This is a genomic window from Haloarchaeobius lipolyticus, assembly GCF_051208015.1.
Lineage (GTDB): Archaea > Halobacteriota > Halobacteria > Halobacteriales > Natrialbaceae > Haloarchaeobius.
The window spans coordinates 120,780-134,243 of record NZ_JBPKGF010000001.1 but is presented as its reverse complement, the minus strand read 5'-3'; the positions used below and the strand labels follow the sequence as shown (position 1 = coordinate 134,243).

The following is a 13,464-nucleotide window of genomic DNA, read 5'->3' as shown; positions in this document are numbered from 1 at the left end:
CGGTCCGGTGGGTGAAGTACTCGCCACGGAATACGCGTCTGCCTAGCCGCCGGTCTTCGATTTGACAGGGCGAGGCGCCACTGACCGTCCGACTCTAGGGGAACTGTCGCGCATAATCGACTTAAGTATTCCTCAGAAGAGGGTGATATCTCTCGAGCCGTCGAGTGTGGTTCAGAGCGGTGGAGCGAGCAGCCAGCCGCCCAGACGGTGGTCGGAGTCGACCGGATAGATGATGGCCGGAGTCGACCGGATAGATGATGGCCGGAGTCGACCGGATAGATGATGGTCGGAGTCGACCGCCACTGACTGGCCGGTTGCCAGATTCAGTCGAGTAGCTCGGTGGCGTTCGTGATCCAGTCCTCGACCCGCTCGACGCTGATGTCGGTCTTCTCGGCGACAGATTGGGCGTCGGCTTCGGCGAGGAGTTCGACCGAGTCGATTCCGGCGTCACGGAGCCGGTTCGCGTAGGCGGGGCCGATGCCCTTCACGTCTTCGAGAGTCGGTTCGGGCTCGCCGGTGTCCTCGACCATCCGTTCCTCGTACCACTCGCAGACATCGGGCCAGAGTTCGGCGTGGCTGCGGGAGGAGACGGACATCCCGATGTGACCGGTCGGGAACTCCATGATGGTCTTGTCTTCGCTCGGGACGGCGTCGTTGAACGGCTTCGACGCCTCCGGCGGGATGAGGTGGTCGTACTCGGCGACGATCTGGAGCACGGGCATCGTGAGGTTCTCGATGTCGACGTGCTTGCCGTCCAGGTAGAGCTCGTTCTCGTAGAGCTTGTTGTCCTGGTAGACGTCGGTGATGAACTGGTTGTACGTCTCACCGGCCACGTCGATACCGTCACCGAGCCACTCCTCCATCCGGGCGAAGTTCTCGATGAAGTCCTCGTCCTCGACATTCTCGTACAGTCGGATGTACTTCGTGACGTAGTTCTGCACCGGGTCCATCAGCGCGAAGCCGATGTCGAGGAACTCCGCGGGAACGTTGCCGAACGTGTCCGTGACCTTGTGCGGGTCGTAGTGTTCGCCCGCGCCCCACAGTTCGAGAACGCCGGCGTCGCCGGCGAAGCAGAGGCCAGCCGCCATCAGTCCGAGCGTGTGGACCTTCTCCGGGTGGAGTGCGGCGTACATGGTCGACATCGTGCCGCCCATGCAGTAGCCGAGCACGTTGACCTTCTCCTGATCGGAGCGCTCGCGGACCACGTCGACGCAGTTGTCGATGTACCGGTTGACGTAATCGTCGAGCGTGAGCGACCGGTCCATGTTGGACGGCTCGCCCCAGTCGATCATGTACACGTCGAAGCCGTTGTCGAGCAGAGTCTTGATGACCGACCGGTCCGGCTGCAGGTCGAGGATGTACGGCCGGTTGATGAGGGCGTAGACGATGAGTATCGGCACGGGGTGCTGCTCGTCCGTCGTCGACTCGTAGTGGAGCAGTTTGAGCTTGTTCTCCTCGTAGACGACCTCACTGGGTGTCTGGCCGACCTCGACGTCCTGGAAGGTCTTGGCGCTGTCGGGTGCAGCACGCGCCTTCTCGACGAGTTCTGCGGCGTTCTCCCACGCCTGTCTCTGGACGTCGAAGGTGGCCGCGAACGGGTTCTGCATCTTATTCCTCCAGGTGCTCGAGGACGCGGTCGAGCTTCTGTTCGACGGCGTGCTGACGGCGTTCGAGCTCGACGAGGCGGTCGCCGATCTCGGTGACGTCGCCCTCGGTCGCGAAGCCGAGCTGGTGGAGCGTCTCCTCGGCAGCCTCGTCGGCCTGCTGCTGCATCTCGAGCATCTGACCGACGGAGGAGCCGGTCCAGGCGGCGAAGGCGGTCGTGTTCATGACCTCCTTGAACGCCTTGTTCGCGGTGTTGAGCCAGATGTCGCGGAACTCCTCGAACTCGACGTCCTCGCCTTCCATCGAGTCGTTCGCGCGTTCGACCATCTGCTCGGCGGCGTCCATCCACGCCTCGTAGGCGCGTCTGTAGCCCTCGACGCTGTCGCCGAACTTCATCTCACCGAACTCGCCGCTTTCGACGGTCTCGGACCACTTCTCGACGAACTCGGCCTGTGCCTCCATGTTCTTCTCCATCGCCTCGAAGAACTGCTCGTTCATCTGGGAGGCGAATTTGTTCCAGTCTGTCGGTACGCCGGATTGGGGGTAAGAGTCTGTCATGTTCGAAATATGGTGTGGGGTATTGATAAAAGGAACCGCCTGATTAGGCGGAGAGGTCCTTCGACACGTCCTCGAAGCTGCCCTCGACGCGCTCGTGCGCCTCGAGGAAGCTGTCGAAGCCGTTGTCGAATGCGTCGGCGTAGGAGTCAGCGTAGTCGTCGAACGCCTTCTCGCCTTCCTTCCAGGCGTCGAGCGTCGACTCCATCATCTGCTTCTGGCTCTCGGTGAGCGCGTCGTACTGCTCGTCGAGTGCCTTCTCGAACTCCTCGAAGTCGACGGAGTCCTCCGGCATCATCGACTCGACGGCGTCGAAGTAGGCGTGGAGCGCCTTCTTCGAGAGCTCGTTGTTCTGCTCGGAGAGCTTCTGGAAGTTCTTCATCGACTCCGTCATCTGGTGGACGGCCTCCTTCTGGGCCTCGATGACGTCGTGTGTCGTTTTCTGGCTCTGCTCGATCATGGCGCGCTGCATCTGGAAGACGGGCTTCATCGGGTTCTGGAACTGGGTTTCACTCATTGGAATCACTTTTGCGTTTGACCGGGATGACGATGGTCTGGACGATGTCGCCTTCTCCGATGTCGAGCGCTTCGCGCTCTGCATCGGGGATGCTGATTCGGCCGCCGCTCTGGACGCGCGTTTTGAACATCGCCGTCCCGAGACTCATCGCACTGAGTTCCGACATCGTGTCGGACGACTGGCCCCCCATCTGGAAGAACTGTTTCCACAGGTCTTGCGGGGAGCCCATCATCTGCTCTCCGGCCTCCTGCATCTGCCGCTGCATCTGCTGTTGCATCTGCTGCATGGAGAACGGCGACCAGGGCATCTTCGGCGAATCGTCCGTCATCACCACAATGTATCGTGCCGGTGAACTTAAGGTTTCCGCTGAGAACCATTCAATACCGCTGGGAACCATTCAATGGTATGAAGGTGCGGACACCCAGCGACCGTCCCACAATGGGGTCGTTCCACGATATGTACGAGAATGTACGCGAAACCGGCTGTACAGCCAAAGGAGGTATACACGCGTGTACCCTACTACGGAGGGTAGCATGACTGAAGGAGCAAGCGACACGGCGTCTCCCCTCGCGGCGATGACCACGGCCTGGACACGGTTCGCTGAGAACGCGTTCAGGGGTGCCACTGCTGCGAACCGTGCTGCGTTCGCTGCGTTCACACCCCCCTCATTCCGGGTGCGCTCGAAGTCGGCCGAGCCCGACGTCGAAGTGCTCGAGAGTACCATCGACTCGCTCGCGTACGAGCAGGCCGACTGGACGTTCGAGCGGACCGTCGAGAGACCGAGGGACATCACGGTGGGCGATGTCGTCCGGTTCTCGAAGATCATCGACGACCGCGACGTACGCGAGTTCGCGAGCGCAAGCGGCGACACGAACCGACTGCACCTCGACGAGGAGTTCGCGAAGAACACGCGGTTCAAGGGGCCCATCGTCCACGGGACCCTCGTTTCCGGGCTCATCAGTGCCGCGCTCGCGCGCCTGCCAGGGATGACGATCTACCTCTCGCAGGACGTGGAGTTCCAGGCGCCGGTCCGTATCGGTGACCGCGTGACCGCGACCGTCGAAGTAATCGAATCTCTGGGCAACGGCCAGTACCGGCTTTCGACCGTCATCGAAGACGACACCGAAGAGACGGTCATCATCGACGGGGAAGCCGTCGTCCTCATCGACGAACTCCCCGAGTGACGAGTCTACGTTCGACGCAGTACGGGTGTTCGCGGAGCAGACGCAGACCACGCAGGGCAGGTGGGTAGCACCCCGTGCATCCAGCAGTGTCCCAGCGATAGTCGATACGCTCGACGCCGACCGACGAGCCGACTCGCTGAGTACTGTGAACGTAGTTAAATTTTACACATCGCAGTAATGGTATTACTATAAATTACCTGGGCATGTGTTGTGAGGTAATGTCTCGCGACACCGATGCACGTCACCACTGCGCACGCGCCACGACGAACACGGCCCGAGCCACGGCAGAGACACGAGCGACCATGGAGTGGGTAGGAACGACAGAGACGGCGGAGACGTCAGATTCGACGGAGACGCCAGATTCGACGGAGAGGGTGGAGACGACGGAGACGGCGAACGAGAGTACGACGAGCAGACGGGGTCTCCTGCGAGCGGCCGGAGTCACGACCGCCGGTCTCGGCCTCGTCGGCGTCACGAGTACCGGCGTCACCGCCGAAGAGACCTTCCCTCGCGTTTCGACGCGCGGGCACTTCGACGTCACCTGGTACGGCTCGGTAGTGCTCGAAGACGGGCACACGGAGTGGGAATACGATACGGTCGGCACCATCCCCGGCCTGGATTCGAGAGCACCCGACGAGCTGCTCGTCCACGTCCACGGCTGGCGGAACGAGCCTAATCAGGCGGTCGAGGGGTTCCGCGAGGCGAGAGCCGCGTACCGCGACGAGGGGTACAATCATCCGGTCGTCGGCTTCACTTGGGACTCCGACTCCAGCGTCTTCGGCTGGTGGGACTCGACGGAGATCGCCGAAGAGAACGGCCTGAAACTGGCGCAGTTCGTCTACGACTACCGGAACCGGAACCCCGGGACGAGCATCAGACTCGTCGCACACTCGCTCGGGGCGCGGGTCGTCCTTCGGGCTATCGAGGTTCTGAACTACTCCGGCGTGACGGACTACGTCGATTCGCTCTCACTGCTCGGTGGTGCGGCCGACAACGACGCCGTCTCGACGGAGGGGAGATACGGTCCCGACCTCGCCGGCGCCGTCGGCCAGGTAGACAACTTCTGGAAGGACGAGGACAACGTGCTCAACTGGGCGTACACGAGTGCGGAGTGGGACTCCGCGGTCGGTGAGGAAGGCTGTGAGGGCCCGGAACCGTCGAACTACGAGGACCACAACGTCGACTACGTGCCGAGCCACTTCGACTACGACAGACCCGACGTCGGCTGCATCGGAGACGTCGTTGCAGAGTGGTAGGGACGGCCAGTGGGCAGTGCGAGCGAAGATAGACAGGCTTTTAGGCTGCCCTAAACAGGCTAGCACACGAATGAGCGAGGACTGTTGCGTGGTCGTCCCGACCATCCGGGAGTACGAGTGTATGCGGACATACATCGAGAACGCTCGAGAGCACGGCTTCGACACCGAACGGTTACACGTCGTGCTCGTCACGGAGGATTTCTGTGACACCGAGGGGATGCGGACGATGCTCGACGATCTCGACGTCTCGGGCCGCGTCTTCGACGAGTCGGACAGAGAAGCGTGGTACGACGCCAACGACGTCGCCGAGTTCTCACACCTCGTTCCGGCTGCGAGCCACGCCCAGACCTCCTTCGGGCTTCTCTACATGTGGGCGCACGACGAGTTCGAGTACGGCTTCTTCATCGACGACGACACCCTCCCGCACATGGACGAGGACTTCTTCGGCCGCCACCTCGAGAACCTGCAGTACGAGGGTGAACTGGAGTCCGTCTCGTCCGACGAACGGTGGGTCAACGTCCTCTACCAGAGCGCCGAGCGTCACGACCTCTACCCGCGCGGCTATCCCTACGCCGCGATGGACGAGACGGTCGAGACGGACACGACAGAGGTCGACGGCGCGGTCGCATCGCAGGGTCTCTGGACGAACGTCCCCGACCTCGACGCCGTCCGCATCCTGATGGACGGCGACCTCGAGGGACAGGCCCAGACCCGGACCACGGCGGACGACTTCGACCGCGAGTTCGTCGCGGAGGATGGCAACTACCTCACGGTCTGCTCGATGAACCTCGCCTTCCGGCGCGAGGTCATCCCGGCGTTCTACCAGTGCCCGATGGACGACAACCCGTGGAACGTCGGCCGGTTCGACGACATCTGGTCGGGCGTCTTCCTCAAGCGCGCCGCGGACGTCCTCGACGACACCCTCGTCAACGGCTTCCCGCTGTGCGAGCACAACAAAGCCCCGCGCTCGACGTTCGACGACCTGCAGAACGAGGTCGCAGGGCTCGAACTGAACGAGCACTTCTGGGAGGTCGTCGACGAGGTCGGCGACGACGCGAACAGCTACGCAGAGGTCATGGCGGCGATGGCCGACGCACTGGCGGAGGGCGACTTCGACGACTACCAGAACGGTGAGTTCCTCAACCACGTCGGCGAGTACTGCCGCGACTGGCTCGACTGCCTCGACGCACTGGATCCGATTCCCGGTCACGACCCCGTCGCCGCGACCGCGGACGACTGAACCGACGAGTTCGGCTCGCAGACCCTGAGGGGTCTGAAAGCGACCTGATCACCGCTCTATCGGCGCTGGTGGTAGCTCTCTACCGACGCCTGTGGTCGTACCGACGCTAGTGGGTAGACGCTAGCGGGTACACGGTAAGTCGCATGCACGTGCGACATCGAATCGGCATTCTTAAGTGGTTTAGGCAGGCCTAAATTCATGTATGAGACGACAGGACGAGAGTGACTCGTATCGGCGACGCGTCGGTCGCCGGCGCTTCCTCGGGACAGCCGCCGTCTCCGGCCTCGCGGCTACGGCCGGCTGCCTCGGCTCGCTCACCGATTCTTCTGACGAGGAGACGAAGACGAACGACGATTCCGACCTCGGCCTCATCGGCTCCGGGATGGACGGCCGCCCCGCGCCCGGCGGCACGCCGATGGGCGAGATGCCCGAACTCTCCGGCAAATTGACGCTCTACTCCGGCCGCGGCAAGCCCCTCGTCAACGAACTCGTCGAGTTCATCGAGGGCAAGTACGACGACTTCGAACTCGTCACGAAGTACGGTGCGTCGACGACGCTCGCGAACGAGATCCAGACGGCCGGCGCCGCGACCGACGCCGACGTCTTCTTCTCGGTAAACGCGGGCGCACTCGGCCTGCTCGCTGACGCGGGCCGGACCGTGGCACTCCCGAGCGACATTCAGGAGATGGTCCCGAAACAGTACCGGGCCGACGGCGGTGCCTGGACCGGGACCTCCGGTCGCGCCCGCACCATCCCGTACAACACGAACGAGTTCTCCGAGTCGGACATCCCGGACGACATCTTCGCATTCCCGGACGACTCGAAGTTCGACGGTAACATGGGCTGGGCCCCCGGTTACGGCTCGTTCCAGGCGTTCGTCACCGCGATGCGCCTGATGAACGGCCCCGAGAAGACGAAGTCCTGGCTCAAGGGGATGCTCGACTCCGGTGTCGAGCGCTACCCCGACGAGTTCATCGTCGCCCGGTCGGTCGCAAACGGCGACATCAAGGCCGGCTTCACGAACCACTACTACATCCAGCGCGTCCTCGACGCCAACCCCGACGCGCCGATCAAGACCGCGTTCACGAAGAACGACGCCGGTGCCATCTTCAACGTCGCAGGCGCCTGCGTCGTCGACAACTCCGAGAACAAGGACCAGTCGGCCGACCAGCGCGAGACGGCCGTCAACTTCGTCCGGCACCTGCTCTCGTCCGAGGCGCAGGAGTACTTCGCGACCCGGACGTTCGAGTACCCGGTCATCCCCGAGGTCAATCCGGTCGGTGACCTCCCGCCGGTCGACGAGCTCGCGACGCCCGACTTCGACCTCTCGAAGCTCTCGGACATCGGGCCGACCATCGACCTGATGCGAGACGTCGGAATCCAGGTGTAAGCCATGGCGACCGAGGAGTCAGCGACCAGTTCGGCGGCCGAATCCGGCAGCTCGAGCGGGTCGTATCCCCTCGGTCTCACGCTGTTGAGCGCGGTGGTCTCGACGGTCGTCGTCCTCCCGCTCATCTGGCTGTTCGTCGCGGCTGGCGACGTCGCGCTTCCCAACGCGCTCGACCTCCTCACCCGAGACACAACCGTCTCGGTGTTCGTCAACAGCGCCGTGATGGTCACGGGCGTCACCGCTTTCTCCATCGTCATCGGCGTCCCACTCGCGTACCTCACCGTCCGGACGAACCTTCCTGGGAGACGGGTCTGGACCGTCCTCGTGACGCTCCCGCTCGTCATCCCGAGCTACATCGGCGCGTTCGTGTTCACGGCGACGTTCGGCCAGCGCGGTGAACTCCAGAACGTCCTCGCCCCCCTCGGTATCGAGTCGCTGCCGGCAGTGAAGGGACTGGAAGGGGCGATTCTCGTCCTGACGCTGTACACGTATCCGTACGTCTACATCACGACCCGCGCCGGATTGAAGACGGTCGACACGTCGCTCATCGACGCGGCCCGGACGCTTCGACACACGCGACTCCAGGCCGTCCGGCGGGTCGTGCTCCCGCAGCTTCGCCCGTCCATCGCGGCCGGGTCGCTGTTGACCGCACTGTACGCACTCTCGGACTTCGGGACCCCGGCCATCATGCGGTACCCGGTTTTCACGACGGTCATCAAGTCCGAGACGGAGACGGGGAGCATGGGGCTGGCCTCGCTCCTCTCGCTCCAGCTGCTGGTCGTGACGGTGTTCATCCTCGCGGTCGAGAGCAGAATGCGCTCGACCGAGAAGTTCACCTCCGGCCGCCAGGGTGGCCGCTCGACGCTCGCCCGGCTCGGACACTGGAAGTGGCCCGCGCTCGCCTTCTGTGGGAGCGTCGTCCTCGTCGCACTCGTCGTGCCGGTCGTCGTTCTCGTCGGCTGGCTGCTCGCCGGTCCGGGCTCGAACTGGCGTATCCCGTTCGAGCTGCAGTACCTCTGGAACTCGATGAGCCTCGCCGTCGGAGCCGCGGTCGTGGCGACGCTCGCGGGGCTCCCGGTCGCCTACCTCTCGGCGAAGCACGACACCGTGGTTGGCGACCTGTTCGAGCGCGTGAGCTACGTGGGCTACGCCGCACCCGGCGTCGTCATCGGGTTCGCACTCGTCTACCTGACGACGCGGACCGTTCCGGAGCTGTACCACACGCTCCCGATTCTGGTGTTCGCCTACGTGGTCCGGTTCCTGCCGCAGTCCGTCGGGTCGACCCGCGCGTCGTTCCTGCAGGTCAACCCGTCGCTGCCGGAGGCCGCCCGGACGCTCGGCCGGTCGTCGGTCGGTGCCTTCCGGGCCATCACGCTCCCGCTCGCCGCTCCGGGCCTGCTCGGCGGCGCAGCGCTCGTGTTCCTGACGACGATGAAGGAGCTGCCGGCGACGCTGATGCTCCGGCCGTCCGGCTACGAGACCGTCGTCACGCACATCTGGCAGGCCCACAAGAACCAGGCGTTCTACGACGCGGCGGTCCCCGCGCTCATCCTGCTCGGGGTCTCCGCCGTCTCAATCTTCGTGATACTCTCTCAGGAGGGATACGATGTCAAGTGAAGCTACGATAACCGCAGACGTCGAGACGGTGTACGAACGACCCTCGGTCGAGGACTCGGAGACGGTCCTCGAACTCGAGGGCGTCGCCAAGTCCTACGGTAGCGAGGAGGTCATCACGGACCTCTCGCTCGCCGTCCGCGAGGGCGAGATACTGACCCTGCTCGGCCCATCGGGCTGTGGCAAGACCACGACGCTCCGGCTCGTGGCCGGCCTCGAGCGCATCGACGGGGGCGCGGTCTCGCTGAACGGAGAGACGGTCTCCGATTCGACGACGTACGTCCCGCCGGAACAGCGTGGCGTCGGCGTCGTCTTCCAGGAGTTCGCCCTGTTCCCGCACATGACTGCGGCGGAGAACATCGCGTTCGGTCTGACCGAGGAGAGCGACGCGGAGACCGAGCGCCGCGTCGACGACATGCTCGACCTCGTGGGGCTCCAGTCCCACCGCGACGCCTACCCGGACGAGCTCTCGGGCGGCCAACAACAGCGCATCGCCCTGGCCCGTTCGCTCGCGCCCGAGCCGCGCATCCTCCTGCTCGACGAGCCGTTCTCGAACCTCGACGTCGACCTCCGCGTCGAGATGCGCGAGGAAGTCCGTCGCATCCTGAAAGAGGCCGGCGTCACGGCCATCTCGGTCACGCACGACCAGGAGGAGGCGATGTCCATCTCGGACCGCGTCGCCGTGATGAACGACGGCAACCTCGAGCAGGTCGGTCGGCCGGAACAGGTGTTCCAGCATCCAGAGTCCCGCTTCGTTGCGGGCTTCCTGGGCCACGCCTCGTTCCTCTCGGGCTTCCTCCGCGGCGACACGGTCCAGACCGGTGTCGGCGACATCGACCGCGAGACGATGCACGGGCTGGCACAGGAGTACGACGGGACCCGACTCGACGTGCTCGTCCGCCCGGACGACATCTCGGCGAACCCCTGTCCGTCCGGGGAGGCCAACGGCCGTGTCGTCTACCGGCGGTACCTCGGACCGACCATCCTCTATCGGGTCGAACTCGATAACGGCGACGTCATCGAGTGCATGCACAACCACACCGACCAGGTCGAACTCGACCAGAACGTGCGCGTCGACCTGACGGCCGACCACGACCTGGCGTGGTTCCCGAAGATGGACGAGGACGGGACCTTCGCAGAGGCCGACGACTGACGGGATGAGTCGATACTCGGACCGATCCGGTCTGACAGCGTTCGACCGGTTCCGAACCGTCTTCACCCGCCGGTACGTCCCGACCCTGCTGCTCGCGCTACTCGCCGCGCTCGTCGTCTTCGCCACCGCGACCGAACTCTTTCCGTACCACTCCAACAACCACGACGAAGGCGTCTACCTCCAGCAGGCGTCGATGCTCCTCGACGGGCAGCTGTTCCTCCGCCCGCCCGCCGAGCTGACCGACGAGTTCCGTCCCTGGTTCTTCGTCGTCGACGGGAGCGCGATGTACCCGAAGTACGCGCCGGTCCCCGCCGCGATGTTCGCACTGGGGATGGCCGTCGGCGTTCCGAGGCTCGTCCTCGCGGCCATCGCCGCCGCCAGCACTGCCCTCGTCGTCGCACTCGGAACCGAGGCGTTCGACCGCCGAACCGGCGTCGCCGCGGGTATCCTCCTCCTGCTCTCGCCGATGTTCCTGCTCACGAGTTCGGTCTTCCTGCCGTACGCGCCCACCACGTTCCTGAACCTGCTGTTCGCGCTGGCGTACGTCCGGGCCGTCAGGCGACGGGACTCGCGAACCAGCCTCGGTTACGCCACTGCCGCGGGCCTCGCGGTCGCCCTCGCCTTCTTCGCCCGTCCCTTCACGGCGCTGCTGTTCGCGCTCCCGTTCGTCGGCCACGCCTGCTGGACCCTCTGGGTCGCGGCTCGAGCCGACGGGGGACGGTTGCGTCCCCACCTCGTGCGGAACGGGGTTGTCGCGATGCTCGGGCTGGCGGGCGTCGGCGTCACCCTCGGGTACAACGCGGTCGTCACCGGCGACGCGCTCCTGTTCCCCTACGAGGCGTTTGCCCCGCTGGACGGGCTCGGATTCGGCCGACGGGTCATCCTGGACCACGAGCTCGTCTGGACGCCACTGCTCTCACTGCGGACGACGGCCGCCCTGCTCCGGCAGTTCGCGCTGGACTGGACCGCCGGCGGCTGGCTGGGAACCGTCGCGTTCCTCGGTGGAGTCGGCGCGTGGATCACTCGGGCGCGGGCTGCTCCCTCACCTACTTTCGACCGACCTCACCTCTCCCCGGGTGCGCTCCGCCTGCTCGTCATCGGCGTGTTTGCCTGCGTCGTCGTCGGAAACCTCTTCTTCTGGGGGAGCTACAACGTGCAGGCCGGGCTCGACCGGTCGGGGGACGGCCTCATGGGGCTGCTCGGGCCGTTCTACCACTTCGACCTGTTGCTCCCGCTCTCGGTGTTCGGTGCTCACGGCATCGTGACCGGTGCGAGGCGGTTCCGTACGCTCGTGACGGACCGACTGGCCGGCCGCTCCGCCCGGGTCGCGTTCCTCGCGCTCCTCGTTCTGACCGTCCCAATCGTCGGGGTCGCAGAGCAGGCGGCCCTGTCGGACCCGGTCGAAACCAACGCGGACCACACACAGAAGTACACCCGTGCATACGAGCCCCTCGAGTCACACGAGTTCGAGAACGCCCTCGTCTTCGTCCCGAATCCCTACGGGGACTGGATGAACCACCCGTTCCAGTCGCTTCGGAACCGCCCCGGATTCGACGGCGACGTGGTCTACGGACTCCACCAGGACGCAGAGAGTGACTTCGAACTGCTCGACGCCTATCCGACCCGGACGCCGTACCGGTACACCTACCACGGTCACTGGGACCCGGACCCGGAGAGCCGAGTGACGCCGAAACTCGAGCGCCTCGGGGTTCGCGAGGGTGAGCAGTTCTCGGGGACGACGCGAATCGGCGTCCCACAGGGTGCGACGAGCGCCGTCATCCGGCTGGAAGCCGGTGGTGACGTCCGCGAGTTCTACCTCGACGAACCCATCACGGCCTCGGCGGGTGAACGGCTCTCGGTCAACTGGACGCTCACCTCAGACGGAATCAGGCTGACCGACGAGAACGTCCGGGCACTCGGCGGGAACGGACCGTCTGGGCTCCATGTGGACGGTGCCGAGGAGGTCGCCGTCGCCATCGTCCTCAACTACGACGGCGGCTCGACGCTGACGTATCGACAAGAGTTCTCCACCCGAGTCCGGGACGGCCGAGTGCAGGTGGTCTGGCCGCCACAAACCTCGGTCTGCCGGCTCACGACCGACTGTGGAACTCGGGGTACCTACCTGCCCGACCACCCTGGGACCCATCTTGAGGGCGTCTGGGTCAACGGCACGCTAACGGAATCGGAGAAGGCGCGGGTATCGCGTCCGGACTACCGGAACCGCTCTTCCAGACAGACCTTCACGATGGACTTCGCGATAGCAGCACCGCCCTCGAGCGGGTCGAGCTTCGTCTCGCCTTTCCGCTCGGCGTACTCGATGGGCGTCTCGATGACACGGTAGCCCCGCATCGCGGGACGGATAAGCAGTTCCGCGGACAGGCCGGTGTTCTCTGTCCACCCGATGTTCTGGACGACCTGGCGTCGGTACGCCCGCATCCCGGTCGTCGTGTCGTGGACCCGTTCACCCATCAACACCGAAGCGAGGAGGGCGAACAGGTGGTTCCCGAACCGGTTGAAGGCGGGCATCGCCTTCGCGCCGTGGTGGAGGCGGTCTCCAGAGACCACGTCGTAGCCCTCGTTGACCAGTTCGAGGAACCGGGGCAGCGCGTCCATCGGATAGGTATCGTCGCAGTCGGTCGTGACGACGATCGGGCGGTCGGGCGTGAGGATGGCCTCGCGGACGGCCACGCCGTAGCCCTGTGGCTCCTGTTCGATGACGGTCGCTCCGTGTTCTCTCGCGATTTCCGGTGTCCGGTCGTCCGAGCCGTCGACGCAGACGACGGCGGCTCGTCCGTCGGTCACACGTTCGATGTCCTCGAGGACGTGCGATATCGCCTCCTCCTCGTTGTACGTCCCCATCACGACCGCCACGTCGTCGAACGTGAACGGTTCCTCGTCCGTGGACTCCTGACTCATCGGTTCTGCCTCGGGTCTACCGGTACTTTAGGCT

11 protein-coding genes and 1 pseudogene are annotated in these 13,464 nt (G+C 64.8%); 7 read left to right on the top strand and 5 right to left on the bottom strand.

What is annotated here, in order from left to right; all coding sequences use genetic code 11:
- Positions 1 to 323 precede the first annotated feature (323 nt).
- Genes phaC through ACSC1Y_RS00675 form a run of 4 tightly spaced genes read right to left on the bottom strand, consistent with a single transcriptional unit; the run spans position 324 to position 3,005 of the window.
- Positions 324 to 1,607, bottom strand: coding sequence for a class III poly(R)-hydroxyalkanoic acid synthase subunit PhaC (gene phaC / locus ACSC1Y_RS00690; protein ID WP_435332621.1), 1,284 nt, complete (start codon positions 1,605 to 1,607; stop codon positions 324 to 326).
- Position 1,608: 1 nt separating this feature from the next.
- Positions 1,609 to 2,163, bottom strand: coding sequence for a poly(R)-hydroxyalkanoic acid synthase subunit (locus ACSC1Y_RS00685; protein ID WP_435332620.1), 555 nt, complete (start codon positions 2,161 to 2,163; stop codon positions 1,609 to 1,611).
- A 43-nt stretch (positions 2,164 to 2,206) separates the two neighbouring features.
- On the bottom strand, positions 2,207 to 2,677 hold the full coding sequence (locus tag ACSC1Y_RS00680) for a hypothetical protein (protein ID WP_435332619.1): 471 nt from the start codon (positions 2,675 to 2,677) through the stop codon (positions 2,207 to 2,209).
- The gene (locus tag ACSC1Y_RS00675) at positions 2,670 to 3,005 is read right to left on the bottom strand and encodes an AbrB/MazE/SpoVT family DNA-binding domain-containing protein (protein WP_435332618.1); all 336 of its coding nucleotides are present in this window, start codon (positions 3,003 to 3,005) and stop codon (positions 2,670 to 2,672) included. The genes ACSC1Y_RS00680 and ACSC1Y_RS00675 overlap by 8 nt, the downstream gene beginning before the upstream one ends.
- 205 nt (positions 3,006 to 3,210) lie before the next feature.
- On the opposite strand from ACSC1Y_RS00675, the gene ACSC1Y_RS00670 reads away from it, so the two are divergent.
- The 7 genes and pseudogenes from ACSC1Y_RS00670 to ACSC1Y_RS16145 all read left to right on the top strand — a co-directional run.
- Entirely contained in the window at positions 3,211 to 3,861 is a 651-nt protein-coding gene (locus tag ACSC1Y_RS00670) for a MaoC family dehydratase (RefSeq protein ID WP_435332617.1), read from the top strand.
- A 218-nt stretch (positions 3,862 to 4,079) separates the two neighbouring features.
- On the top strand, positions 4,080 to 5,117 hold the full coding sequence (locus ACSC1Y_RS00665; RefSeq protein ID WP_435332616.1) for a DUF726 domain-containing protein: 1,038 nt from the start codon (positions 4,080 to 4,082) through the stop codon (positions 5,115 to 5,117).
- 70 nt (positions 5,118 to 5,187) lie between these two features.
- Positions 5,188 to 6,357, top strand: coding sequence for an alpha-1 4-glucan-protein synthase (locus ACSC1Y_RS00660; RefSeq protein ID WP_435332615.1), 1,170 nt, complete (start codon positions 5,188 to 5,190; stop codon positions 6,355 to 6,357).
- A gap of 202 nt (positions 6,358 to 6,559) precedes the next feature.
- Complete coding sequence (locus ACSC1Y_RS00655; RefSeq protein WP_435332614.1) at positions 6,560 to 7,747, top strand: extracellular solute-binding protein; 1,188 nt, start codon at positions 6,560 to 6,562, stop codon at positions 7,745 to 7,747.
- Between the two features lie 3 nt (positions 7,748 to 7,750).
- Entirely contained in the window at positions 7,751 to 9,364 is a 1,614-nt protein-coding gene (locus tag ACSC1Y_RS00650; protein ID WP_435332613.1) for an ABC transporter permease, read from the top strand.
- Complete coding sequence (locus ACSC1Y_RS00645) at positions 9,354 to 10,514, top strand: ABC transporter ATP-binding protein (RefSeq protein WP_435332612.1); 1,161 nt, start codon at positions 9,354 to 9,356, stop codon at positions 10,512 to 10,514. Before ACSC1Y_RS00650 ends, ACSC1Y_RS00645 begins: the two co-directional genes overlap by 11 nt.
- 4 nt (positions 10,515 to 10,518) lie before the next feature.
- Positions 10,519 to 12,528, top strand: a pseudogene (locus tag ACSC1Y_RS16145) (DUF7846 domain-containing protein); the annotation flags it as partial.
- Positions 12,529 to 12,725: 197 nt separating this feature from the next.
- Here ACSC1Y_RS16145 and ACSC1Y_RS00635 read toward each other — a convergent pair.
- Positions 12,726 to 13,430 (bottom strand): dolichyl-phosphate hexose transferase, encoded by a 705-nt coding sequence (locus tag ACSC1Y_RS00635; RefSeq protein ID WP_435332611.1) that lies wholly within the window; start codon positions 13,428 to 13,430, stop codon positions 12,726 to 12,728.
- Positions 13,431 to 13,464: the final 34 nt, after the last annotated feature.